Raw genomic sequence first — 23,862 nt, 5'->3', positions numbered from 1 at the left:
TTGAAGGAAAACCATGACGTTCAAGGCGCCGGACAGCCTCTCCGAGCAGATCGCCCATTACCTGGCCGAGCGGATCATCCGCGGCGAGCTGGCGCCGGGCGAACGCATCCAGGAGCAAAAAGTCACCCAGGCCCTGAACGTCAGCCGCGGCTCGGTGCGCGAGGCGCTGTTGATCCTCGAACGTCGCCATCTGGTCGCGATCCTGCCGCGTCGTGGCGCCCATGTGACCACACTCGACGAGCGCAGTGTGCGCAGCCTGTGCGCGCTGATGGGCGAGTTTTACATCCTGTTGGGCAATGCCGTCGCGCAGAAATGGCGGACTGACAGCGACCTGCTGCCGTTCCTGGCGATTCAGCAGCGCCTGCAGCAGGCCTACAGCAGTACCGACATCAAGACCTTCGTCGCCGAAAGCTTTGCCGTGATGCGCGCCGCCTATCCGTTCGCCGACAATCCGTACCTGCAAGAAACCGTAGAAAACCTGCAGCCGGCCATGAGCCGCGCCTATTACCTGGCCCTGGATCAGCGCCAGGCGAACATGCTCGATTACCTCGAGCTGTTCTCGCGCCTGCTCGAGGCTGTGGTCGCGCGCGATCTGCCGCGCATCCGCGAGGTGCTGGTCGCCTACTGCCAGCGCAGCTGCGAGCTGGTGCTGGCGGCGTTGGCGCGGACCTGATCGATGCGCCTCAAGTGCATTCGCCTGGCCGGGTTCAAGTCGTTCGTCGACCCGACCACGGTCAACTTCCCCAGCAATATGGCCGCTGTGGTCGGGCCCAATGGCTGCGGAAAGTCCAACATCATCGATGCGGTGCGCTGGGTGATGGGCGAAAGCTCGGCGAAAAACCTGCGTGGCGAGTCGATGACCGACGTCATCTTCAATGGCTCGACCAGCCGCAAGCCGGTCAGCCAGGCCAGCATCGAGCTGGTGTTCGATAACAGCGACAACACCCTGGTCGGCGAATACGCCGCCTACGCCGAGATCTCGATCCGGCGCAAAGTGACGCGCGATGCGCAGAACACCTACTACCTCAACGGCACCAAGTGCCGTCGGCGTGACATTACCGATATCTTCCTTGGCACTGGCCTAGGCCCGCGCAGCTACTCGATCATCGAGCAGGGCATGATCTCCAAGCTGATCGAGGCCAAGCCTGAAGAACTGCGCAACTTCATCGAGGAAGCAGCGGGCATCTCCAAGTACAAGGAGCGCCGCCGCGAGACCGAGACACGCATTCGCCGCACCCAAGAGAACCTGGCGCGCCTGACCGACCTGCGCGATGAGCTGGAACGCCAGCTCGAACGCCTGCACCGCCAGGCCCAGGCCGCCGAGAAGTACCGCGAGTACAAGGCCTGCGAGCGTCAGCTCAAAGCGCGCCTGTCGGCCCTGCGCTGGCGCGATCTGGACCAGCGGGTGGGCCAGCGTGAAACCATCATCGGCGATCAGGAAGTGGCCTTCGAGGCCCTGGTGGCCGAGCAGCGCAATGCTGATGCGAGTATCGAGCGCCTGCGTGATGGCCATCATGAGCTGTCCGAACGCTTCAATCAGGTGCAGGGGCGTTTTTATTCGGTGGCCGGTGATATTGCCCGCGTCGAGCAGAGCATCCAGCACGGCCAGCAGCGCCTGCGTCAGTTGCAGGATGATCTGAAAGAAGCCGAGCGCACCCGCCTGGAAACCGAGTCTCACCTGGGCCACGACCGTACCTTGCTGGCCACCCTCGGTGAAGAGCTGGCGATGCTCGAGCCGGAGCAGGAAATGACCCTGGCCGCCGCCGAGGAGGCCGCCGCCACCCTGGAAGAAGCCGAGCTGGGCATGCACGGCTGGCAGGAGCAGTGGGACAGCTTCAATACCCGCTCGGCCGAACCCCGGCGGCAGGCCGAGGTTCAGCAGTCGCGCTTGCAGCAACTCGAATCCAGCCTTGAGCGGCTCTCTGAGCGCCAGCGCAAGTTAGGCGAGGAACGCGACCAGCTTGGCGCCGACCCGCAGGACGCCGCTACGCTTGAGCTGACCGAGCAGGTTGCCAGCAGCGAGCTGCTGCTCGAAGAGCTGCAGATGGCCGAGCAGGAGGTGGTCGAGCGCCTGGAAGGAGTGCGTGAGCAGCTCCAGCAAACGACTCAGGCACATCAGCAGTTGCAGGGCGATCAGCAGCGCCTGGGCGGTCGCCTGGCGTCTCTCGAAGCCTTGCAGCAAGCGGCCCTGGAGCCTGCCGCTGGCGCCGCCGACTGGCTGCGCGGCCAAGGCCTTGAGCAACGCCCGCGACTGGCCGAGGGGCTGCGCGTCGAGTCGGGTTGGGAGCTGGCGGTGGAAACTGTGCTGGGCGCCGACCTGCAAGCGGTGCTGGTGGATGACTTCACCCAGCTTGATTTCGCCGCGCTCGAGCAGGGCGATCTGCGCCTGCTGCTGGCTGTAGGCGAGGCTGCGCGGCTGCCGGGCAGCCTGCTGGACAAGGTCGAGGGGCGCACTGACTTGAGCCCCTGGCTGGGGCAGGTGCGTCCGGTAGAAAACCTGGAGCAGGCACTGGCTCAGCGTGCCGGATTAAGCGAAGGGCAGAGCCTGGTCAGTCGCGATGGTTACTGGGTGGGGCGGCATTTCTTGCGGGTCAGCCGCGCCGGTGAGGCCGAAGGTGGCGTGCTGGCTCGCGGGCAGGAAATCGAGCGCCTGGCCCAGGAGCAGCTGGAGCAGCAGGCCCTGCTCGAACAGCTGGAGCAGCAGCTTCAGGGGCAGCGCGAGCAACAGCGAGAGCTGGAAGAGCAGCGCGAGCAATTGCGCCGCCGCAGCCAGGATGAGAACCGCCAGCAGGGTGAGCTCAAGGCCCGCCTGTCCGCTGGCCGCGCCCGCGCCGAACAGTTGGAACTGCGCCGCCGTCGTCTCGAAGAAGAGCTCACCGAGTTGAGCGAACAACGCGCCATCGAGCATGAGCAGCTGGGTGAGGCGCGGCTGATTCTGCAAGAGGCCCTGGACCTGATGGCCCAGGATACCGAGCAGCGCGAGCAGTTGATGGCCCGTCGCGATACCTTGCGCGAAGGCCTCGATCGGGTCCGCCAGGAAGCGCGCCAGCACAAGGATCACGCCCATCAACTGGCGGTGCGCCTGGGCTCGTTGCGCGCCCAGCATGACTCCACCCGCCAGGCCCTGGAGCGTCTCGAGCAGCAAGCCGCGCGCCTGAGTGAGCGCCAGGAGCAACTGAGCCTGAACCTGGAGGAGGGCGAGGCGCCGCAAGAGGAATTGCGCCTGAAGCTCGAAGAGCTGCTCGAACGGCGCATGAGCGTCGATGAAGAAATGCGTCTGGCGCGCCTGCACATGGACGAAGCCGACCGTGAATTGCGCGACGCTGAGAAGCGCCGCACCCAGGCCGAGCAACAGGCCCAGTTGCTGCGCGGCCAGCTTGAGCAGTCACGCCTGGAATCCCAAGGCCTGGTGCTGCGCCGCACCACCCTGCAGGAGCAGTTGCTCGCCGATGGCTTCGACCTGCAAGGGGTGCTCGCCACCCTCGAAGCCGACGCCAGCGAACAGGGCACCGAGCAGGAGCTCGAGCAGGTCGAGGCGCGCATCCAGCGCTTGGGGGCGATCAACCTGGCGGCCATCGAAGAGTACCAGCAGCAGTCCGAGCGCAAGCGTTACCTGGACGCTCAGGATGCCGATCTGGTCGAAGCGTTGGACACCTTGGAAAACGTCATTCGCAAGATCGACAAGGAAACCCGCAACCGCTTCAAGGATACCTTTGATCAGATAAATGCCGGTTTACAGGCACTTTTTCCAAAAGTTTTCGGTGGCGGCAGTGCTTACTTGGAACTGACGGGCGAAGATTTACTCGATACTGGGGTGACGATCATGGCGCGCCCGCCGGGCAAGAAAAACAGCACGATCCACTTGCTGTCCGGCGGCGAAAAAGCCCTGACCGCCCTGGCGTTGGTATTTGCCATCTTCAAACTCAACCCGGCACCGTTCTGCATGCTCGATGAAGTCGATGCGCCGCTGGACGATGCCAACGTCGGGCGGTACGCCCGGCTGGTCAAGGAAATGAGCGAGACCGTGCAGTTCATCTACATCACCCATAACAAGATTGCCATGGAAATGGCCGATCAACTGATGGGGGTGACCATGCACGAACCGGGCTGTTCACGTCTTGTTGCAGTTGATGTGGAGGAAGCAATGGCCATGGTTGATACCTGATGAGCGAAGATAGGGCGTTTTCTGTAGGTAAAACCCCCTGTCATGTGCGACAGACGGTGTAAAGTTGCCTTTGGTCGTGCTAGCTTAATGTCACGTGTATTTTGCGTGGGTAAAACGCCTGTCAGAACATAGAGTTGGCGCCACGTGTTAAAGGGCTTTGAACCCTTTGTTTTCAAGCATATTTTTTATAGAGGCACGGGATTACATGGAAATCGGTCTGCGCGAGTGGCTGATCGTCATCGGCATCATTGTCATCGCCGGTATTCTTTTCGACGGCTGGCGACGCATGCGTGGCGGCAAGGGTAAGTTGAAATTCCGTCTGGATCGCAGCTACTCCAACCTGCCCGATGAAGAGGGCGGCGCCGAGGTGCTCGGCCCTGCACGCGTGCTCGAAGGCCAGCACAAAGAGCCCGAGCTGGACGAAACCGACCTGCCTTCGATGAGCGCCCCGGTGCGCGAACGCGAGCGTGAGCGCGAAGCCAAACCGGCCAAGGCGGCCAAGCGCGGCAAACGTGCCCATAGCGAGCCACAGCAGGGCGACCTGAACCTGGCGGCCGACTCGCGTGAACCCGACCTGTTCGCCGAGGCCGACGATGACTACGCCGCCGAGAACAGCCGCAGCAGTGGCTCGTCTTCGTCCAGCAACAGCTCGGTCAAAGAGTTGCCGCCGGCTGAAGAAGTGCTGGTGATCAGCGTCATCTCCCGTGATGAAGGCGGCTTCAAGGGCCCAGCCCTGCTGCAGAACATTCTTGAGAGCGGTCTGCGCTTCGGCGAGATGGACATTTTCCACCGCCACGAAAGCATGGCTGGCCACGGCGAAGTGCTGTTCTCGATGGCCAACGCGGTCAAGCCGGGTATCTTCGACCTGGATGACATCGACCACTTCAGCACCCGGGCGGTGAGCTTCTTCCTCGGTCTGCCAGGCCCGCGTCATCCCAAGCAAGCCTTCGATGTGATGGTTGCCGCAGCGCGCAAGCTGGCCCATGAGCTCAATGGCGAGCTCAAGGACGATCAGCGCAGCGTGCTGACCGCGCAGACCATCGAGCACTACCGCCAGCGCATCGTCGAGTTCGAGCGCCGCGCGCTGACCCAGAAGCGCTGATCGCTCAAAGCTGTAACACCCGAGCGGGCGGATCCTGCCTCGATCCCGCCCGCGAATGATTCAAGCGCAAGAGCAGCCCCGGGGCTGCTCTTTTGCTTTGCAAGAGAAGATGACCATGAACGCCGAATCCCGAATCCATGAACTGCGTGCCGAGCTCGATCAGCACAACTACCGCTATTACGTGCTCGATGAACCCAGCGTGCCGGACGCCGAATACGACCGCTTGTTCAATGAGCTCAAGGCGCTGGAAGCCGAGCACCCGCACCTGGTAACCCCCGACTCGCCAACCCAGCGTGTCGGCGGTGCGGCGCTGGCGGCATTCAGCCAGGTGCGTCATGAGATCCCCATGCTCAGCCTGGGTAACGCCTTCGAGGAAACCGACCTGCGCGAATTCGATCGGCGGGTGGTGGAAGGTCTCGATCAGCCAGGCGCGGTCGACTACAGCTGCGAGCCCAAGCTCGATGGCCTGGCGGTCAGCCTGCTGTACCGCGATGGCCAGCTGGTGCAGGGCGCTACCCGTGGCGATGGCAGCACCGGTGAAGACATCAGTGCCAACGTGCGGACTGTGCGCAACATCCCGCTCAAGCTGCAGGGCAGTGGTTGGCCGGCGGTGCTGGAGGTGCGTGGTGAAGTGTTCATGAGCAAGGCCGGCTTCGACCGGCTCAATGCCGCGCAAGCCGAAAGCGGCGGCAAGACCTTCGCCAACCCACGCAATGCTGCCGCTGGCAGCCTGCGTCAGCTGGATTCGAAAATTACCGCCAGCCGCCCGCTGGAGTTCTGTTGCTATGGCCTGGGCCAAGTGTCGGAAACTATCGGCGACAGCCATATCGGCATTCTTGAGCAGCTCAAGGCCTGGGGCCTGCCGATCAGTCGCGAGCTCAAGCACGCCGCAGGCATCGAAGAGTGCCTGGCCTACTACCGGGACATCGGTGCCCGGCGCAATGATCTGCCCTATGAGATCGATGGCGTGGTGTTCAAGGTCAACAACCTGGCCTCCCAGCGTGAGCTGGGCTTTCGCGCCCGCGAGCCGCGCTGGGCGATCGCCCACAAGTTCCCGGCCATGGAAGAGCTTACCGAAGTGCTCGATGTCGAGTTCCAGGTCGGCCGTACCGGTGCGGTCACGCCCGTCGCGCGCTTGAAGCCGGTGAAGGTGGCCGGGGTGACGGTGTCCAACGCGACCTTGCACAACATGGACGAAATCGCCCGCCTGGGCCTGCGCATCGGCGACACGGTGATCATTCGCCGGGCCGGCGACGTGATACCCCAGGTGATGCAGGTGGTGCTCGAACGCCGCCCCGAGGATGCCCGCCCGGTGCAGGTGCCCAGCCAATGCCCGGTGTGTGGCTCGCAGGTCGAGCGCACCCAGCTGGTCAAGCGCAGCAAAGGCAAGGAAACCACCAGCGAAGGCGCGGTGTACCGCTGCGTCGGCCGCCTGGCCTGCGCTGCGCAGCTCAAGCAGGCGATCATTCACTACGTTTCGCGCCGTGCCATGGATATCGATGGCCTGGGCGAGAAGAGCGTCGAGCAACTGGTCGACGAAGGCCTGATCCGCTCGCCAGCCGACCTGTACACCCTCAAGTTCGAGCAAATTGTCGAGCTTGAAGGGTTTGCCGAGGTGTCCAGCAACAAACTCCTCGAAGCGATTGAAAACAGTAAGCGGCCGAGCCTGGCGCGCTTCATCTATGCCCTTGGCATTCCTGATGTCGGCGAGGAGACTGCCAAGGTCCTGGCGCGCTCGCTGGGTAGTCTGGCGCGCGTACAGCAGGCGTTGCCGCAGGTGCTGACCTATCTGCCCGACATCGGCCTGGAAGTCGCCCACGAGATCCACAACTTCTTCGAAGACCAGCACAACCGCGACGTCATCCAGCAGTTGCTCGCCAGCGGCATGCAGTTGCAGGAAGAAGGCGAGCTGGCCGCGGAGTTCGCCGCCAGCACCACCTTGGCCGGGATGATCGCCAAGCTCGATATCGCCTCGGTCGGCCCGACCGGCGCTGAAAAGCTGGTGGCCAAACTCGGTAGCCTGGACCAGATCATCCAAGCCGATGGCATCGATCTGCGCCAAGCCCTCAATAGCAAACAGGCCGATGCCGTGCGCGAGTTCTTCAAGAGCGAGGCCAATCAACAGTTGGCGCGTGCTATCGAAGCGCAGTTGCAGGCATTTGGCATGCACTGGGCCAGCGAGAAGAAAGTGGTCGAAGGGCTGCCCCTGGCCGGGCAGACCTGGGTGCTCACCGGCAGCCTGGAGCGCATGAGTCGCGACATCGCCAAGGACAAGCTGGAAAGCCTCGGGGCCAAGGTCGCCGGTTCGGTCTCCGGCAAGACCCACTGCGTGGTCGCAGGCCCAGGTGCCGGCTCCAAGCTGGCCAAGGCCAGCGAACTGGGGGTCAAGGTGCTTGATGAAGACGCGTTTATCGCCTTCTTGGCCGAGCAGGGCATCAGCGTCTGACCGCCCGACGGGACAAGTCATTGAGAAATGATGGTTTTTTCTTGAGGCAGAGGTTGTAACTTCGCCTCAGACCGGTACAATGGCGCGGCTCGTCACATGGCGAGCAGCGTAGTGGTGGCCCCATCGGTCCCCCCGCATTGATTACCCGTTTACCTGGTCAGGCCCGGAAGGGAGCAGCCAAGGCGGGGACATCGAGTGCCGGGGTGTGGCTGGTGGGGCCGCCTCCATTTCAGGGGTCGGAAAACGCTCCGTCTCCTTGGCCTGATAGTGTTTTCGCCGCCTCCTTGCGAAGAATTTTCATCACTTGCCTGCGTGGTAGGTGGCTGATCGTGTCTGACTTTTCGCAAGTTTGCCTGCGAGGTGGCCGGTTCAAACGACGGCATCCCTAACGTCTAGCTCCGCATCTGACTGCGCTCAACAGCCAGCACGCCAGCAGCCGACAGTTTCAGCAGTCGCTGAAATTTCGGACACGCCAGATGGTCTTCCTCTGGACACGCCGCCGCATGACGCAGCCCCTTGCTCATGGCCTGCAAGCGCTTGATCCGTGCATCGATCTCGTCAGCCTTGGCCACTAACATTTCGCGGTTCACCTGCAAATCGACCAGCATGCTCGCCACTTCATCGAGCGAGAACCCGGCTGCCTGGCCCAAGGCGATCAGCGCCAGGCGATCCACCACGTCGGCAGCGAACTGGCGGCGCTGGCCCTTGCCTGCGAGCGACTTGAGCAAACCTTTGTTCTCGTAGTAACGCAGCGTCGAAGCCGGTACTCCGGTGCGTTTGGCGACATCGGCGATGTCCATGGGTGGTCCCTTGACTTGAAGTTGACTTCAACTTCTATGCTGCGCGGCATTGGGCCTTTCCGTCAATCTGCCAAGGGTTTCGCCATGACTGCTACTACCTTCATTACTTACATTGCGCTGATCGGTATCGGTGCCACGTTGGTCATGGACCTGTGGACGCTGCTGCTCAAACGGCTGGGTGTGGCCACGCTCAACTACGCCATGGTCGGGCGCTGGGCCGGGCATTTGCTGCAGGGGCGCGTGTATCACCCGGCCATCGCCAAGGCTGCGCCGGTCAGGCATGAGTTGGCCTGGGGATGGGCGCTGCACTACGCGACTGGGTTGCTGTTCGCAGCGCTGCTGGTCGGCCTGGCCGGGGAGGGCTGGCTACGCACGCCGTCCCTGCTGCCTGCATTGGGCTTCGGCTTGGCTTCGGTGCTGGTGCCGTTGTGTGTGGTGCAGCCGGCGTTTGGCGCAGGTCTGTTTGCCAACAATACTCCCACACCGTTGCGAAACTGCCTGCGTAGCCTGGCCACGCATGGCGTATTTGGTCTGGGCCTGTACCTCAGTGCGTTGGGGCTTTCAGTGAGTTGAGCCGCTGACGATCTGACCCGCAGCATCCTGGCTGGTGTAGCGCTGGACTATCCGTTCGACTTCTCCGGACTGCTTGATCCGCACCAGCGCCCTGAGCAGTGCCTGAGTGGGCAGGGTTGGATCGTTGCGCACCATGCAGCCCAACGATTGCTCCTCGAGCACGCTCTGTGCGCGCAAGCGCTGCGCTGCAGGGAGTTGGCGGTTGAACCAGTGCAATGACAATTGGTTGCTCACGGCATAGCGGTAACGTCCGGCCTCGAGCTTTTGCAGGGCGAGTTGCTGGTTGCGGCTGTCTTCGCGGCGCAGCCGGCCTTGGCTGAACAGCGGATCGAGGGTCGGGTAGCGATAGCCCAGCACCGTGCCGATGGCCTGTGCTGGCAATTGCTCTGGGTTGATGGGGGCCAGGTCGGCGCTGCGGCTGACCAGCAAATCGCGCTGCTGGATCAACGGCACGCTCCAGACGTAGTTGCCCGGCCGTTCGATCAGCCAGTGGGTGGCGACATAACAGCGCACGTCGATATCGCCGTCTTCAAGCGCCTGTTGCAGGCGCAGGCGAGCCATCAGGTGATACTCGGCGCGTACCCCGGCCTCGCGCGCGGCGGCTTGCATCAGGTCGAACAGAATGCCTTCGACCGGCTGTTGGTGCTCGATGCGGATCAGTGGCATGCTCCAGCTTTCGGCGACCGAGAAGCGCAGCACCGGCTGTTGGGCCAGGTTGTGAGTGGAGCACAACAGCAGGATCGCCAGGATTCGCCGCACGGTTTTCCTCCCTGATTACTCCCTAGGGTCTGAGCCTAGTCGTGCGTTGCTTAGCTTAGACGAGATTGGCCGGGTGCAATTTTGCCCCCGCTCCGCTAGCATTAGCGATCTTCCGCTCGTTCAGTTTGCGATGGTTTTTTAATGAGTTATCAGGTTCTTGCACGAAAATGGCGTCCGCGCTCGTTCCGCGAAATGGTCGGCCAGACCCATGTGCTCAAGGCTTTGATCAACGCCCTGGACAACCAGCGCCTGCATCACGCCTACCTGTTCACCGGCACGCGCGGGGTCGGCAAGACCACCATCGCGCGGATCATCGCCAAGTGCCTGAACTGCGAAACCGGTATTACCTCGACCCCCTGCGGCACCTGTTCGGTGTGCCGGGAGATCGACGAAGGGCGTTTTGTCGACCTGATCGAGATCGACGCCGCCAGCCGCACCAAGGTCGAAGACACCCGCGAACTGCTCGATAACGTGCAGTACGCGCCGAGCCGTGGGCGTTTCAAGGTCTACCTGATCGACGAAGTGCACATGCTCTCCACGCACTCGTTCAACGCCCTGCTCAAGACCCTGGAAGAGCCGCCGCCGTACGTCAAGTTCATCCTCGCGACCACCGACCCGCAAAAGCTGCCGGCGACCATCCTGTCGCGCTGCTTGCAGTTCTCTTTGAAGAACATGAGCCCGGAGCGGGTGGTCGAGCACCTGAGCCATGTGCTCGGTGCCGAGAACGTCCCCTTCGAAGAAGATGCCCTGTGGCTGCTTGGGCGCGCGGCCGATGGCTCGATGCGCGACGCCATGAGCCTGACCGACCAGGCCATCGCCTTCGGTGAAGGCAAGGTATTGGCCGCTGATGTCCGGGCGATGCTCGGCACGCTCGACCATGGCCAGGTGTACGGCGTCCTGCAGGCGCTGCTCGAAGGTGATGCGCGGGCGCTGCTGCAAGCGGTGCGTGATTTGGCCGAGCAGGGGCCGGATTGGAGTGGCGTGCTGGCCGAGATGCTCAACGTGCTGCACCGCGTAGCCATTGCCCAGGCGCTGCCTGAGGCGGTGGACAACGGCCAGGGCGACCGCGAGCGGGTGTTGAGCCTGGCTTCGGCGCTGCCCGCCGAGGATGTGCAGTTCTACTACCAGATGGGCTTGATTGGCCGCCGCGATTTGCCCTTGGCGCCGGACCCGCGCGGTGGCTTTGAAATGGTCCTGCTGCGCATGCTCGCGTTCCGCCCCGCCGATACCGACGACGCGCCGACCCCGGTGCTAAAGCCAGTGGGGATCAGCCAGGCCACAGCTGATTCTGCAAAACCGGTGGCAGCGCCAGCGTCGGTCGCTGAACCGCCGGCCCTGCCAGCGCCGGTCGAGGCGCACGAGCCCGTTGCAGCGCCTGTGACGGCGCAGCCTGCGGTGCTGGAGCCGGTTGCCGCGCAGCCGGTTATCGAGCCTGAGCCCGCGCCAGAGGCGCCGGTTGCCGTCCAAGAACCTGCGCCAATTGAGGAAGAGGTTGTCGATCTGCCGTGGGAGGAGGCGACAGTGCCGGCCGAGCCGGTGCTGCAAGCGCCTGCGCCAGTCGCGCCGCCTGCGCCGCAAGCCGGGCCGCCAAGCGATGACCAGCCGCCGTTCGATCCCTCTGCCTATGACGCTGTTGGCATGGATCGGGACGACGAGCCGCCGCTGGATGAAGATTACTACGCGCCCGAGTCTGATCCGGCAGGCTTCAGCTACCTGGATGAGTTGGCTGAGCATGTCCATGAGGCTGAAACCGCCCCGGTTGCCGAGCCTCTGCCAGCCTCCAAGCCGGCCACCGGTCTTGCGCTGCAATGGCTGGCATTATTCCCGCAGTTGCCTGTGTCCGGCATGACAGGCAACATCGCGGCAAACTGTACCCTGATCGCTGCCGACGGCGATGACTGGCTGCTGCACCTGGACCCAGCCCAGGGCGCACTGTTCAACTCGACCCAGCAGCGGCGACTCAACGAGGCGCTCAACCAGCACCTGGGCCGCACCTTGCAGCTGCGCATCGAGCTGATCCGCCCCGAGCAGGAAACCCCGGCGCAAGCTGCGGCGCGCAAGCGCTCGGAGCGTCAGCATGAGGCTGAAGTGTCGATCGAGCGTGATCCGCTCATCCAGCAGATGATCCGGCAGTTCGGCGCGACCGTGCGTCAGGATACTATTGAGCCTGTAGAGGCCCTGGTCAGCCAGGGCGATTGAACCGATATCCGTGCGGCCGGCAGCGTGCTTGGCCGCATCACATGACCCAATCGAGGTGTACCCCATGATGAAAGGTGGCATGGCCGGCCTGATGAAGCAGGCGCAGCAGATGCAAGAAAAAATGGCCAAGATGCAGGAAGAGCTGGCCAACGCTGAAGTGACCGGGCAATCGGGCGCGGGCCTGGTCAGCGTGGTGATGACCGGTCGTCATGACGTCAAGCGCATCAGCATCGATGACAGCCTGATGCAGGAAGACAAGGAAGTGCTCGAAGACCTGATCGCAGCCGCCGTCAACGACGCGGTACGCAAGGTCGAGCAGAACAGCCAGGAGAAAATGGGTGGCATGACTGCTGGCATGCAGTTGCCGCCAGGCTTCAAGATGCCGTTCTGATCCAGCGTTGCGCAAATGCGCTGTTTGATCTGACCTCATCGCGGGGCAGGCCCGCTCCTACACGTTTGCACAATTTCTGTAGGAGCGGGCTTGCCCCGCGATAGGGTCACAACGTCCAACAACGATGCCACGCTCAACGTGCCCGTAAAAGATAACGCAGCACGTTTTTAACTTGAACGGTTAGTTAATAAACTGACTTCAGCTGTTTTGCGACAACTCCACGGATCGTCGATAGGCCGCTGCAGTTGCCGCTTCGACCAAGTCGCGCAACTTCTCCCCATTCTCAAACACTTCAATCGCCGCCGCCGTCGTGCCATTTGGCGAAGTAACCGCCAGACGAAGTTCGGTGAAATCGGCATGCCGCTGCTGTTGCAAAGTTGCTGCGCCAAACGCAGTTTGTGCCGCCAGGGCGCCTGCTAATTCAGCAGTAAGTCCAAGTTTGACCCCTGCTTGCGCCAGTGCCTCGCTTAACAAGTGATAATACGCCGGGCCACTGCCGCTGATGGCTGTAACCGCATCGAGCTGGCTCTCTGTCGTGACCCAGGATGCCAAGCCAACCGCCTCGAACAACTGGCCGATCCTGGCGCGCTGACTCGCCTCAAGCTCATCGCCTGCATACAGCCCGGTGCAACCGGCTCCGGCCAGCACTGGAGTATTAGGCATGGCTCGCACCACCGGGCAGCGCTGCCCCAGGGCTGCACTCAAGGTCGCCTGGGTGACCCCGGCAGCCACCGAAATCACGCAGGCTTGCGCACATTGCCGATCGCTGAGCCCTGCCAGGGCCTCACTGGCATAAGCCGGTTTGACGGCCAGCACGATCAGCTCGAATGCCTCGTCGGGCACATCGGCCAGACGCGTATAACGACCGTCGCCGCCAGCGCCAGTTAGCCCCGGATCGACGATGCTCAACTGCTCGATCAAGCCTGTGGCCAGCCACGCATCGCCCAATGCAGCGCCCATGCGGCCATACCCAATAAACAGCGTTTTCACCGGCAAGTCCCCTTGGTTGTTGTTGTGATGTCTTTTCAGAGTAAGGGCTTTTTAAATATGGGTGCAACTGGGTGCAACCACAAAAAGCAAAAACAAAAAAGTGTTGAGGTTTTGGCAACTCGGTGACTGCGCAGTCGTGCGCACCGCTATGGCGCTATACGCAATTTCCGCTGTAAAACTTGAACCAAAACAGCGCATTTCCACTGTCTTCTGAAAATAATTGCGGGTTAAACGTTTAATCTGGGTTGTACCTTTTTTAGAACTTTCACTAAGATCCGCTGGCATGGGTGCAACCTGGTTGCTCTTTGCCTTGCTCCACCCTGTGCTCGCCGACATAACATCAAAAAAACGGAGACTCGCATGACGCCGTCCAGTGCAACCCCCACCGCGACCCAGGGGCGCGGCCGCGCTTTGGTCGCCAGCCTTACCGGCAGTTCCATCGAATGGTTCGACTACTTCCTCTACGGCACCGCCGCCGCGCTGGTATTCAACAAGCTGTTCTTCCCCAACTTCGATCCGGTGGTCGGGTTGTTGCTGGCTTACCTGTCGTTTTCTCTGACTTTTTTCGTACGGCCCATCGGCGGAGTGATTTTCGCCCACATCGGCGACCGTATCGGTCGCAAGAAAACCCTGGTCATCACCCTGTCTTTGATGGGTGGCGCCACGGTGCTGATCGGCTGCTTGCCGACCTACGAGCACATCGGCGTCTGGGCGCCGATCCTGCTGATCGCTCTGCGGGTGGTACAGGGCTTGGGCATCGGCGGGGAGTGGGGCGGGGCGCTGCTGTTGGCCTACGAATACGCTCCGGCCAAGCGTAAAGGCCTGTTCGGCAGCGTGCCGCAGGTGGGGGTTACCGTCGGCATGCTGCTGGCGACCATGGCGGTCAGCCTGATGGCCATGTTGCCTGAAGAGCAGTTCCTCAGCTGGGGCTGGCGAGTGCCGTTCGTGCTTAGCGCTGGCCTGGTGTTCCTCGGCTTGTGGATTCGTCACGGCCTGGATGAAACACCGGACTTCAAGAAGGCCAAGGAGTCGGGCAACGTCGCCAAGATGCCCCTGGTGGAAACCCTGCGCAACCACTGGCGTGAAGTGCTGATCGCCGCTGGCCTGAAGGTGGTGGAAACGGCACCTTTCTATATCTTCTCGACCTTCGTGGTCAGCTACGCGGTAAGTACCCTGGGCTATGACAAGGTCAGCACCCTGAATGCGGTGATGATCGCCGCGGCCGTGGCTTCGCTGATGATTCCGCTAATGGGCTGGCTGTCGGACAAGGTCGGGCGCAAGGCCGTCTACATCGGTGGCATCTTGCTGATGGCGGCGTTCATCGTGCCGTACTTCAAACTGCTCGATACGCGCAGCACCTGGGGCCTGATGGTCGCTACGATCATCGCCTTCGGCGTGCTCTGGGCGCCGATTACTGCGGTGTTGGGCACCATGAGCTCGGAGATCTTCTCCACCCGCGTGCGTTACACCGGCATCACCCTCGGCTACCAGTTGGGCGCAGCACTGGCTGGCGGCACCGCACCGTTGATCGCCACCTACCTGCTCAGCCGCTACAACGGTGACTGGCAACCGGTGGCCCTGTATCTGTTGGGCACTGTCACTATCGCGCTGATTGCGGTGCTGGCCGTGCGCTCACCCAAGCGCGACGACCAAGACCCAGCCCTGCGTGGGGCGGTCAAGTCGGCCTGAGTGACGGCCGGTGGAAAAGGCCCGGCCTGGCGTGAACGCGGGCCGGGCAGCCAGTGTCAATTGCAACAGCAGGTAGGACAGTTGCCGCTGCGCTGTAGCTGATTTGACGCTGCCTGCCTTGGCCGGTATAAACCGCCTCTCATTGAACTGTCAGGCCTTTCCCATGAGTTTCAGCCCCCTCATCCGCCAACTGATCGACGCCCTGCGCATTCTGCCGGGCGTTGGTCAGAAAACTGCCCAGCGTATGGCCTTGCAGTTGCTCGAGCGCGACCGCAGCGGCGGCCTGCGCCTGGCCCAGAGCCTGACCCAGGCGATGGAAGGCGTTGGCCATTGCCGCCAATGCCGGACCCTGACCGAGCAGGAGCTGTGCCCGCAGTGCGCCGACCCGCGCCGCGACGATACCCAGTTGTGCGTGGTGGAAGGGCCGATGGATGTCTACGCGGTCGAGCAGACGGGCTATCGCGGGCGTTACTTCGTGTTGAAGGGGCATCTGTCGCCGCTCGATGGCTTGGGGCCGGAGGCGATCGGCATTCCGCAGTTGATGGCGCGGATCGAGGAACAGGGTAGTTTCAGTGAAGTGATCCTGGCGACCAACCCGACGGTGGAGGGCGAGGCGACCGCGCACTACATCGCCCAGTTGCTCAATGAGAAGGGCCTGGTGGCCTCGCGGATCGCCCATGGCGTGCCGCTGGGCGGCGAGCTGGAGCTGGTGGATGGCGGCACCTTGGCCCATGCCTTCGCTGGGCGTCGGCCGATTTCGCTGTGAGGCTGTAGCGGCCTCTTCGCGGGCAAGCCCGCTCCCACAGGTAACGCATAGACCTTTAGCTTTGCGCTGTGTCTGTGGGCTGGGCGTCGAGTGATTTCCCACAGGCACCGCGCAGACCTTGAGCTTTGTGCAATCCCTGTGGGAGCGGGCTTGCCCGCGAAGAGGCCGTAACTGACACCCGTCAAACCTTCATCCGTGGCATCTCGATCCGGTGCTCATGCACCCGCCGATACAGGGTCGCCCGGGAAATCCCCAATGCCCGGGCCGCCTCCGCCGGCTTCCAGCGATGGCGAATCAACGCATCGAGCAGCACCTGTCGCGCCGGGCTGGAAGCACTGGCCTGGGCAGCAGGTTCGACCTCTCCACGCACCTCTTGCGGTAAATCCTCAAGCCGCAGTTGGCCGCCATCACACACCGCACAGGCATAGCGCAGGACCTGGCGCAATTGCCTGAGATTACCCGGCCAACGATAGGTCAGCAGCGCTTCCAACGCGGCATCGGCCAACATCACTTCAACGCCGCAAGCCTGCGCCTCCTCAGCCAGCATGCGATGAATCAGCCCGAGCCGATCAGCCCGCTCACGCAGGGGCGGCAGCTCGAAGCGGGCATTGGCCAGGCGAAAGTACAGGTCCTCGCGAAAGCGCCCCTCGCTGACCATCGCCGCCAAATCCCGGTGGGTGGCGCAAATCACCTGGATATCCACCCGCTCACGCCGCGCCGCACCCAGGGGCGCGACTTCGCCTTCGGCCAGTACGCGCAGCAGGCGAGTCTGCAGGCTCAGCGGCATATCACCAATCTCGTCGAGAAACAGCGTGCCGCCATCGGCCTGCTGCAGCAGCCCTTGCATGCCTTTGCTCGATGCCCCGGTGAAGGCGCCAGCGACATAACCGAACAGCTCGCTTTCGATCAGGCTTTCCGGAATCGCTGCGCAGTTGAGGGTGACGAAGGGGCCTGTGCGGCGTTGGCTTTGTCCATGTAGCTGGCGGGCAAACACCTCCTTGCCGGCGCCGGTCTCTCCTTGCACCAGCACCGCCAGGTTGCAGTCCTTGACCCGAGTGGCCAGGCGCAGGTGCTGCTCGATGCGGGGGTCCTGGGTGTGTTGCGGCGCCTGGGCGCGTGGACGCAGGCAGCGCGGCGCACTGACCCGGCCATACAGTTGCCAGCCGGGCAGGCGCTGGGCACTGGCGTCACTGGCGCGACGTAGCTGATCGAGGTCGAATAGCTCGCCGATATGTTCCGGCAACCGCCCGTGGCGCTCGAGCAAGTGCTGGCGTGCCAGGCTGTTGAGCGCCTGCAGGCGGCCATCGCCATCCCAGGCCAGCAGGTAGTCTGGCTGGCTCTCGACATAGCCGGGCGTGCCATGGGCGCGCATCACCCAGTGGCCCTGGCTGCTGTGCATGAAAAAGGCGTTTTCGATCTCCCGCGCGGTCTGCTCCACCAATTGGCGAATCAGATGTTGGCTGCGGCGGTCATCTGGCGATTGCAGGGCCGACACATCGACCACCCCGAGCAACTCGCCCTGTGGGTCGAAAACCGGTGCTGCGGTGCAGGTCAGGCCAATGAAGGCGGCGCGAAAGTGATCGCGCTTGTGCACGGTGACCGGTGCCTTGTTGGTCAGCACTGCCGCTACCCCGCAGGTGCCTTCCTCGCCTTCCGACCAGCAGGTGCCCAGGTACAGCCCGGCCTTGCGGCAGTCGTTGCGAATCGCCGCTTCCACCCGGTAGTCGATGGTCCGCCCTTGGGCGTCGGTGAGCAGTACGCAATAGTCGGCACCGCTCACCCGGCCATGCAAGCGCGCTACCGCGTCGCTGGCGATACGCAGGAACAGTTCGGCGCGCTCGCGGCATTCGTTGAGCAGGTTCTGCGAAAGGATGCGTGGCCCTTGCTGGGAGCCGGGGTCGAGACGGTACAGGTCCATGGACCGACGCCAGGAGTCGAGGATCAGCGCAGGCACCGGCGCCTGGGGCAGGCGATCGGCGTTCTTCACTACCCGGCTGACACAGTCGACATGGGCTCGGGAGTTCGCGGCAAGCATTGGGGCCTCCGGTTCTCGTGTTCTTGTCGTTATGCGGCCATTAAGCGCTTGTGGGCGAGCGGCGACAAGCGCCACGTGCTTGCCGGTGGCGCTGAGACGCTGCGTCTCAGCGTCTCGCCCAGCGCCTGGCCTGACCGGTACGCAGCGTCTCGCAGCGGCTGGCGCAGGGGCGGGTCTTGTCGCGCTGGAAGCGCTCTGGCTCGGCATCTGGCGCGTGTAGTTGCAAAGCTGGCACCGCACTTGCTCTAGCCCTGGCAAACAAGAAAATGAGGTGCGCCATGCCGCAACCCGCGCCAATCGTCGGGATCATTGCCAACCCAGCTTCGGGCCGCGACCTGCGTCGCCTGACCGCTAACGCAGGGCTCTATTCCAGTACCGACAAGGCTTCGGCCATCCAGCGTCTGCTCGCAGCCTTCGGCGCCACCGGTATCGCCCAGGTGCTGTTGCCAACCGATATGACCGGGATCGCCGCCGCTGTGCTCAAGGCCAGCGGCGGCCCAGTTGCCCGCGACCAGCATTGGCCGGCGCTGCAGGTGCTCGATCTGCCACTGACCCAGACGGTCGCCGATACCCGTCTGGCCACGCGCTGGATGGTCGAGCGCGGCGCCAGCCTGATCGCGGTACTGGGCGGCGATGGCACGCATAAGGCGGTGGCAGCCGAGGCCGGTGACGTGCCGCTGTTGACCCTTTCCACCGGCACCAACAATGCCTTCCCGGAGCTGCGCGAGGCGACCAGCGCCGGCCTTGCGGGTGGCCTGGTGGCCAGTGGTCGCATTCCCTCCAGCATCGGCCTACGTCGCAACAAGCGCCTGCTGGTGCGCGTGCCCGAGCAAGGCCTGTGCGAATGGGCCTTGGTCGAAGTGGCCGTCTCCCCACAACGTTTCGTCGGCGCGCGCGCATTGAGCCGCAGCGAAGACTTGGCAGAAGTGTTCGCCTGCTTCGCCGAACCCCACGCGATTGGCCTGTCGGCGCTCTGCGGGCTGTGGTGCCCGGTGTCGCGCCAGGCCGCTGAAGGCGCCTGGGTGCGCCTGCATCCCGGCGCTGAGCAGGCCCTGTTGGCGCCGCTGGCCCCCGGCCTGCTGCAAGGCTGCGGGATCACCGCCAGCGGCGCACTCACGCCCGGCGTCGCCTACTCATTGAGCCTATCCAGCGGCACCCTGGCCCTGGATGGCGAACGCGAGATCGAGTTCGCCGAACACGACACCCCCACCATCACCCTCGACCATCAAGGCCCGCTGACCATCGACGTCGAGGCCGTGCTGGCGCATGCCGCCCGTCATCACCTGCTGGCGGTACCGCGCGGTCACCGGCAGCTCCCTGCAAACCTGTGTTGAGACAACCCTGGAGAACAACAAGATGTCCACTCACCTCAGTTCCGAGCAATTGCTCCACGCCTATCAAGTGATGCGCACGATCCGTGCCTTCGAAGAGCGTCTGCATGTGGAGTTTGCCACCGGCGAAATCCCCGGTTTCGTTCATCTGTACGCCGGCGAAGAAGCGTCGGCGGCCGGCGTCATGGCGCACCTGCGCGACTCCGACTGTATTGCCTCCAACCACCGCGGCCACGGCCATTGCATCGCCAAGGGCGTCGATGTGTACGGGATGATGGCCGAAATCTACGGCAAGAAGACCGGCGTGTGCGGCGGCAAGGGCGGCTCGATGCACATCGCTGACCTGGAGAAGGGCATGCTCGGCGCCAATGGCATCGTCGGGGCCGGTGCGCCCCTGGTCGCGGGCGCTGCCCTGGCGGCCAAGCTCAAGGGCCGCGATGACGTTTCGGTGGCGTTCTTCGGCGATGGCGGCTCCAACGAGGGCGCGGTGTTCGAGGCGATGAACATGGCCTCGATCATGAACCTGCCGTGCATCTTCGTTGCCGAAAACAACGGCTACGCCGAGGCTACCGCGTCGAACTGGTCGGTGGCCTGTGACCATATCGCCGACCGCGCGGCAGGCTTTGGCATGCCCGGGGTCACCATCGATGGCTTCGACTTCTTCGCTGTGCATGAAGCCGCTGGCGCTGCCATCGAGCGCGCCCGTGCCGGCCAAGGCCCTTCGCTGATCGAGGTCAAGCTGACCCGCTATTACGGCCACTTCGAGGGCGATGCACAAACTTACCGCGCCCCGGATGAAGTGAAGAACCTGCGCGAAACCCGTGACTGCCTGCTGCAGTTCCGTAACAAGACCACCCGTAGCGGCGTGCTCAGCGCCGAGCAACTCGATGCCATCGATGCCCAGGTCGAAGACCTGATCGAGGACGCCGTGCGCCGCGCCAAAACCGACCCCAAGCCGCAACCGGCCGACCTGCTCACCGACGTCTACGTCGCCTATCCCTGACTCCGGCACAACAACAACGACAGGAGAATCATCATGGCAAGAAAGATCAGCTACCAGCAGGCCATCAACGAGGCCCTGGCCCAGGAAATGCGCCGCGACACGAACGTGTTCATCATTGGTGAAGACGTGGCTGGCGGGGCCGGCGCGCCGGGCGAGGACGATGCCTGGGGCGGTGTGCTGGGGGTGACCAAGGGTCTTTACCACCAGTTCCCCGGTCGGGTGCTGGATGCGCCGCTGTCGGAGATCGGCTACGTCGGGGCTGCAGTGGGCGCGGCCACCCAGGGCCTGCGTCCGGTGTGCGAACTGATGTTCGTCGACTTCGCGGGCTGCTGCCTGGACCAGATCCTCAACCAGGCGGCCAAGTTTCGCTACATGTTCGGCGGCAAGGCGGTGACCCCGCTGGTGATGCGCACCATGGTCGGCGCCGGCCTGCGCGCCGCCGCCCAGCACTCGCAGATGCTCACCTCGTTGTGGACCCACATCCCCGGCCTGAAAGTGGTCTGCCCCTCTTCGCCGTATGACGCCAAGGGCTTGCTGATCCAGGCGATTCGCGACAACGACCCGGTCATCTTCTGCGAGCACAAACTGCTCTACAGCATGCAAGGCGAGGTCCCCGAGGAGCTCTACACCGTACCCTTCGGAGAAGCCAACTACCTGCGCGACGGCGACGACGTGACCCTGGTGACCTATGGGCGCATGGTCCACCTGGCCATGGAGGCGGCCAACAACCTCGCGCGCCAGGGCATCGACTGCGAAGTGCTGGACCTGCGCACCACCAGCCCGCTGGATGAAGACAGCATCCTGGAAAGTGTGGAAAAAACCGGTCGGCTGGTGGTGATCGACGAGGCCAACCCGCGCTGCTCGATGGCCACCGACATCAGCGCGCTGGTGGCACAGAAAGCCTTCTCATCGCTCAAGGGGCCGATCGAGATGGTCACCGCGCCGCACACCCCGGTGCCGTTCTCCGATGCGTTGGAAGACCTGTACATCCCCACTGCGGCGAAGATCGAGGCTGCCGTGCGCAAGGTCATCGAAGCTGCAAGGAGCGCCGCATGAGCCAGATCCATACCCTGACCATGCCCAAATGGGGCCTGTCGATGACCGAGGGCCGGGTCGACACCTGGCTCAAGCAGGAAGGCGAGCAGATCAACAAAGGCGATGAAGTGCTGGATGTCGAGACCGACAAGATCAGCAGCAGCGTCGAGGCGCCATTCAGTGGCGTGCTGCGCCGGCAAGTAGCCAAGCCTGACGAGACCTTGCCGGTCGGTGCGCTGCTGGCGGTGGTGGTCGAAGGCGAGGCGCAGGAGGCTGAGATCGATGCGGTGGTACAACGCTTTCAGGCCGAGTTCGTGGCCGACGGCGGCGCCGATCAAGCCCAGGGGCCGACGCCGCAGAAGGCCGAGGTCGGCGGCCGGCTGTTGCGCTGGTTCGAGCTGGGCGAGGGCGGCACGCCGCTGGTGCTGGTGCATGGCTTTGCTGGCGATCTGAACAACTGGCTGTTCAACCACCCGGCGCTGGCGGCCGAGCGTCGGGTCATCGCGCTCGATCTGCCCGGCCATGGTGAGTCGGCCAAGGCCCTGCAACGGGGCGATCTGGATGAATTGAGTGACGCGCTGCTGGCGCTGCTCGATCACCTCGACATTCCCCGCGCCCACCTGGCAGGGCACTCGATGGGCGGCGCGGTCAGCCTCAACCTGGCGCGCCTGGCACCCCAGCGGGTGGCCAGCCTGAGCCTGATCGCCAGCGCCGGCTTAGGCGCGCAGATCAATGGCCAGTACCTGCAGGGCTTCGTCGAGGCGGGCAATCGCAATGCGCTCAAGCCACACATGAGCAAGCTGTTTGCCGATCAGGGCCTGGTGACCCGGCAGATGCTCGAGGACATGCTCAAGTTCAAGCGCCTGGAAGGCGTCGACAGCGCCCTGCGGCAACTGGCGGCGAGCATCGCCGAGGGCGATCGCCAGCGTCACGACTTGCGCGGGGTGCTTGGGCAGCATCCGGCCCTGGTGGTTTGGGGCAGTCAGGACGCGATCATCCCCGCCAGCCACAGCCAAGGCGTAGAAGCCGAATTGCTGCTGATCGACGGGGTTGGGCACATGGTGCAGATGGAGGCTGCCGAGCAGGTCAACCAAGCCTTGCAGGCGTTCCTGCGCAAACACTGAGTCACTTACGTGAGCCTGGAGACAACAATAATGAACGACCTGAGCCACACCCATATGCGCGCCGCCGTTTGGCATGGCCGCCATGATATTCGCGTCGAACAGGTACCACTGCCGGACGATCCGCCGCCTGGCTGGGTGCAGATCAAGGTGGATTGGTGCGGGATCTGCGGCTCGGACCTGCACGAATACGTCGCAGGCCCGGTGTTCATACCGGTCGAGGCGCCGCATCCGCTGACCGGGATCCAGGGGCAATGCATCCTGGGTCATGAGTTTTGCGGCGAGATCGCCAAGCTCGGCGAGGGGGTTAGCGGCTACGCCGTCGGCGATGCGGTGGCCGCCGATGCCTGCCAGCATTGCGGCAGCTGCTATTACTGCACCCATGGCTTGTACAACATCTGCGAACAGCTGGCTTTTACCGGGCTGATGAACAACGGCGCCTTTGCCGAGCGAGTGAATGTACCGGCCAATCTGCTGTACCGCTTGCCAGAAGGTTTCCCGCGTGAGGCGGGGGCGTTGATCGAGCCGTTGGCGGTGGGCATGCATGCGGTGAAAAAGGCCGGCAGCCTGCTGGGGCAGAACGTGGTGGTGGTCGGTGCGGGCACCATCGGCCTGTGTACCATCATGTGCGCCAAGGCGGCGGGCGCGGCGCAGGTGATCGCCCTGGAAATGTCCTCGGCACGTAAGGCCAAGGCCCTGCAAGTGGGCGCCAGTGCCGTGCTCGACCCCAGCCAATGCGACGCCCTGGCCGAGATCCGCGGGCTAACGGCGGGGCTGGGCGCGGATGTGAGTTTTGAGTGTATCGGCAACAAGCACACCGCCAAGCTTGCCATCGATGCCATTCGCAAAGCGGGCAAGTGCGTGCTGGTGGGGATCTTCGAGGAGCCCAGTGCGTTCAACTTCTTCGATCTGGTCTCGACCGAGAAACAGGTGCTTGGGGCGTTGGCCTACAACGGCGAATTCGCCGATGTGATTGCCTTCATTGCCGATGGGCGGCTGGATATTCGCCCGCTGGTGACGGGGCGCATTGGCCTGGAGCAGATTGTCGAGCTGGGGTTCGAGGAGTTGGTCAACAACAAGGAGGAGAATGTGAAGATCATCGTTTCGCCGGGCGGGCGCTGATCTCTGGCGTTTGATAGGGCCTCATCGCGGGGCAAGCCCGCTCCCACGCCAATCTGTGTCTAGCGCGAACTTGGCAGCGCTACGGTGCGCTATCGTGGGAGCGGGCTTGCCCCGCGATGAGGCCAGCCAGGCTGGCCCATCAATCAACTGAACGCACTCAGTATTCGCTCAGCGAAAACTCAGTCAGGCAGAACGTCGGCACACCGCCACCTCCCACGCCAATCTGTATCTAGCGCCAACTTGGCAGCGCTACTGTGCGCTATCGTGGGAGCGGGCTTGCCCCGCGATGAGGCCAGCCAGGCTGGCCCATCAATCAACTGAACGCACTCAGTATT

18 protein-coding genes and 1 other RNA gene are annotated in these 23,862 nt (G+C 63.5%); 15 read left to right on the top strand and 4 right to left on the bottom strand.

The window, feature by feature from the left end:
• The first annotated feature begins 13 nt into the window (after positions 1–13).
• From AAZU54_RS22370 to ffs, 5 genes are all read left to right on the top strand, one after another.
• Entirely contained in the window at positions 14–673 is a 660-nt protein-coding gene (locus tag AAZU54_RS22370; RefSeq protein WP_186556016.1) for a GntR family transcriptional regulator, read from the top strand.
• Between the two features lie 3 nt (positions 674–676).
• Positions 677–4,165: a chromosome segregation protein SMC gene (gene smc, locus AAZU54_RS22365; protein ID WP_434727695.1), complete on the top strand. Its 3,489-nt coding sequence runs from the start codon at positions 677–679 to the stop codon at positions 4,163–4,165.
• Positions 4,166–4,370: 205 nt separating this feature from the next.
• Positions 4,371–5,267, top strand: a complete 897-nt coding sequence (gene zipA, locus AAZU54_RS22360) for a cell division protein ZipA (RefSeq protein ID WP_434727694.1) — start codon at positions 4,371–4,373, stop codon at positions 5,265–5,267.
• A gap of 115 nt (positions 5,268–5,382) precedes the next feature.
• Positions 5,383–7,713 (top strand): NAD-dependent DNA ligase LigA, encoded by a 2,331-nt coding sequence (ligA, locus tag AAZU54_RS22355; protein ID WP_434727693.1) that lies wholly within the window; start codon positions 5,383–5,385, stop codon positions 7,711–7,713.
• 121 nt (positions 7,714–7,834) lie between these two features.
• An RNA gene (gene ffs / locus AAZU54_RS22350) (signal recognition particle sRNA small type) lies at positions 7,835–7,931 on the top strand.
• Between the two features lie 174 nt (positions 7,932–8,105).
• Here the strand turns inward: ffs and AAZU54_RS22345 are convergent.
• Positions 8,106–8,513 carry a helix-turn-helix domain-containing protein gene (locus AAZU54_RS22345; protein ID WP_312155091.1) on the bottom strand — a complete coding sequence of 136 codons (408 nt, stop codon included), beginning with the start codon at positions 8,511–8,513 and terminating at the stop codon, positions 8,106–8,108.
• Positions 8,514–8,597: 84 nt separating this feature from the next.
• On the opposite strand from AAZU54_RS22345, the gene AAZU54_RS22340 reads away from it, so the two are divergent.
• Complete coding sequence (locus tag AAZU54_RS22340) at positions 8,598–9,086, top strand: DUF2938 domain-containing protein (protein WP_405129304.1); 489 nt, start codon at positions 8,598–8,600, stop codon at positions 9,084–9,086.
• Here the strand turns inward: AAZU54_RS22340 and AAZU54_RS22335 are convergent.
• Positions 9,075–9,845, bottom strand: a complete 771-nt coding sequence (locus tag AAZU54_RS22335) for a substrate-binding periplasmic protein (protein WP_434727692.1) — start codon at positions 9,843–9,845, stop codon at positions 9,075–9,077. The genes AAZU54_RS22340 and AAZU54_RS22335 overlap by 12 nt on opposite strands.
• 141 nt (positions 9,846–9,986) lie before the next feature.
• Between AAZU54_RS22335 and dnaX the strand changes: the two genes are divergently transcribed.
• Positions 9,987–12,044, top strand: coding sequence for a DNA polymerase III subunit gamma/tau (dnaX, locus tag AAZU54_RS22330; RefSeq protein ID WP_434727691.1), 2,058 nt, complete (start codon positions 9,987–9,989; stop codon positions 12,042–12,044).
• A 64-nt stretch (positions 12,045–12,108) separates the two neighbouring features.
• The gene (locus AAZU54_RS22325; RefSeq protein WP_186556024.1) at positions 12,109–12,435 is read left to right on the top strand and encodes a YbaB/EbfC family nucleoid-associated protein; all 327 of its coding nucleotides are present in this window, start codon (positions 12,109–12,111) and stop codon (positions 12,433–12,435) included.
• 198 nt (positions 12,436–12,633) lie between these two features.
• On the opposite strand, the gene proC is transcribed toward AAZU54_RS22325, so the two are convergent.
• Positions 12,634–13,425 carry a pyrroline-5-carboxylate reductase gene (proC, locus tag AAZU54_RS22320; protein WP_434727690.1) on the bottom strand — a complete coding sequence of 264 codons (792 nt, stop codon included), beginning with the start codon at positions 13,423–13,425 and terminating at the stop codon, positions 12,634–12,636.
• Positions 13,426–13,785: 360 nt separating this feature from the next.
• Between proC and AAZU54_RS22315 the strand changes: the two genes are divergently transcribed.
• Together AAZU54_RS22315 and recR are read left to right on the top strand one after the other, a co-directional pair.
• Complete coding sequence (locus AAZU54_RS22315; RefSeq protein ID WP_434727689.1) at positions 13,786–15,114, top strand: MFS transporter; 1,329 nt, start codon at positions 13,786–13,788, stop codon at positions 15,112–15,114.
• A 163-nt stretch (positions 15,115–15,277) separates the two neighbouring features.
• Positions 15,278–15,880 carry a recombination mediator RecR gene (recR, locus tag AAZU54_RS22310; RefSeq protein ID WP_264235009.1) on the top strand — a complete coding sequence of 201 codons (603 nt, stop codon included), beginning with the start codon at positions 15,278–15,280 and terminating at the stop codon, positions 15,878–15,880.
• 181 nt (positions 15,881–16,061) lie between these two features.
• On the opposite strand, the gene AAZU54_RS22305 is transcribed toward recR, so the two are convergent.
• Positions 16,062–17,915, bottom strand: a complete 1,854-nt coding sequence (locus tag AAZU54_RS22305; RefSeq protein ID WP_434727688.1) for a sigma-54-dependent Fis family transcriptional regulator — start codon at positions 17,913–17,915, stop codon at positions 16,062–16,064.
• Positions 17,916–18,193: 278 nt separating this feature from the next.
• On the opposite strand from AAZU54_RS22305, the gene AAZU54_RS22300 reads away from it, so the two are divergent.
• Genes AAZU54_RS22300 through AAZU54_RS22280 form a run of 5 tightly spaced genes read left to right on the top strand, consistent with a single transcriptional unit; the run spans position 18,194 to position 23,527 of the window.
• Positions 18,194–19,249 carry an ATP-NAD kinase family protein gene (locus tag AAZU54_RS22300; protein WP_405129300.1) on the top strand — a complete coding sequence of 352 codons (1,056 nt, stop codon included), beginning with the start codon at positions 18,194–18,196 and terminating at the stop codon, positions 19,247–19,249.
• 22 nt (positions 19,250–19,271) lie between these two features.
• Positions 19,272–20,249, top strand: a complete 978-nt coding sequence (locus AAZU54_RS22295) for a thiamine pyrophosphate-dependent dehydrogenase E1 component subunit alpha (protein WP_405129299.1) — start codon at positions 19,272–19,274, stop codon at positions 20,247–20,249.
• 33 nt (positions 20,250–20,282) lie between these two features.
• On the top strand, positions 20,283–21,305 hold the full coding sequence (locus AAZU54_RS22290) for an alpha-ketoacid dehydrogenase subunit beta (RefSeq protein WP_405129298.1): 1,023 nt from the start codon (positions 20,283–20,285) through the stop codon (positions 21,303–21,305).
• Positions 21,302–22,408 (top strand): acetoin dehydrogenase dihydrolipoyllysine-residue acetyltransferase subunit, encoded by a 1,107-nt coding sequence (locus AAZU54_RS22285; protein ID WP_434727687.1) that lies wholly within the window; start codon positions 21,302–21,304, stop codon positions 22,406–22,408. The genes AAZU54_RS22290 and AAZU54_RS22285 overlap by 4 nt, the downstream gene beginning before the upstream one ends.
• A 54-nt stretch (positions 22,409–22,462) precedes the next feature.
• The gene (locus AAZU54_RS22280; RefSeq protein WP_368972496.1) at positions 22,463–23,527 is read left to right on the top strand and encodes a 2,3-butanediol dehydrogenase; all 1,065 of its coding nucleotides are present in this window, start codon (positions 22,463–22,465) and stop codon (positions 23,525–23,527) included.
• The last annotated feature ends 335 nt before the right edge of the window (positions 23,528–23,862 follow it).

The organism is Pseudomonas sp. Je.1.5.c, assembly GCF_051129895.1.
GTDB classification, from domain to species: domain Bacteria; phylum Pseudomonadota; class Gammaproteobacteria; order Pseudomonadales; family Pseudomonadaceae; genus Aquipseudomonas; species Aquipseudomonas urmiensis.
This window is presented reverse-complemented; position numbering and strand designations above follow the sequence as displayed.

Coding starts and splice junctions, on each gene's coding strand:
- recR (WP_264235009.1), top strand. CDS start 15,278: ATGAGTTTCAGCCCCCTCATCCGCCAACTGATCGACGCCCTGCGCATT.
- dnaX (WP_434727691.1), top strand. CDS start 9,987: ATGAGTTATCAGGTTCTTGCACGAAAATGGCGTCCGCGCTCGTTCCGC.
- AAZU54_RS22315 (WP_434727689.1), top strand. CDS start 13,786: ATGACGCCGTCCAGTGCAACCCCCACCGCGACCCAGGGGCGCGGCCGC.
- ligA (WP_434727693.1), top strand. CDS start 5,383: ATGAACGCCGAATCCCGAATCCATGAACTGCGTGCCGAGCTCGATCAG.
- AAZU54_RS22305 (WP_434727688.1), bottom strand. CDS start 17,915: ATGCTTGCCGCGAACTCCCGAGCCCATGTCGACTGTGTCAGCCGGGTA.
- smc (WP_434727695.1), top strand. CDS start 677: ATGCGCCTCAAGTGCATTCGCCTGGCCGGGTTCAAGTCGTTCGTCGAC.
- AAZU54_RS22345 (WP_312155091.1), bottom strand. CDS start 8,513: ATGGACATCGCCGATGTCGCCAAACGCACCGGAGTACCGGCTTCGACG.
- AAZU54_RS22280 (WP_368972496.1), top strand. CDS start 22,463: ATGCGCGCCGCCGTTTGGCATGGCCGCCATGATATTCGCGTCGAACAG.
- AAZU54_RS22300 (WP_405129300.1), top strand. CDS start 18,194: ATGCCGCAACCCGCGCCAATCGTCGGGATCATTGCCAACCCAGCTTCG.
- AAZU54_RS22340 (WP_405129304.1), top strand. CDS start 8,598: ATGACTGCTACTACCTTCATTACTTACATTGCGCTGATCGGTATCGGT.
- AAZU54_RS22295 (WP_405129299.1), top strand. CDS start 19,272: ATGTCCACTCACCTCAGTTCCGAGCAATTGCTCCACGCCTATCAAGTG.
- AAZU54_RS22290 (WP_405129298.1), top strand. CDS start 20,283: ATGGCAAGAAAGATCAGCTACCAGCAGGCCATCAACGAGGCCCTGGCC.
- AAZU54_RS22325 (WP_186556024.1), top strand. CDS start 12,109: ATGATGAAAGGTGGCATGGCCGGCCTGATGAAGCAGGCGCAGCAGATG.
- AAZU54_RS22370 (WP_186556016.1), top strand. CDS start 14: ATGACGTTCAAGGCGCCGGACAGCCTCTCCGAGCAGATCGCCCATTAC.
- zipA (WP_434727694.1), top strand. CDS start 4,371: ATGGAAATCGGTCTGCGCGAGTGGCTGATCGTCATCGGCATCATTGTC.
- AAZU54_RS22285 (WP_434727687.1), top strand. CDS start 21,302: ATGAGCCAGATCCATACCCTGACCATGCCCAAATGGGGCCTGTCGATG.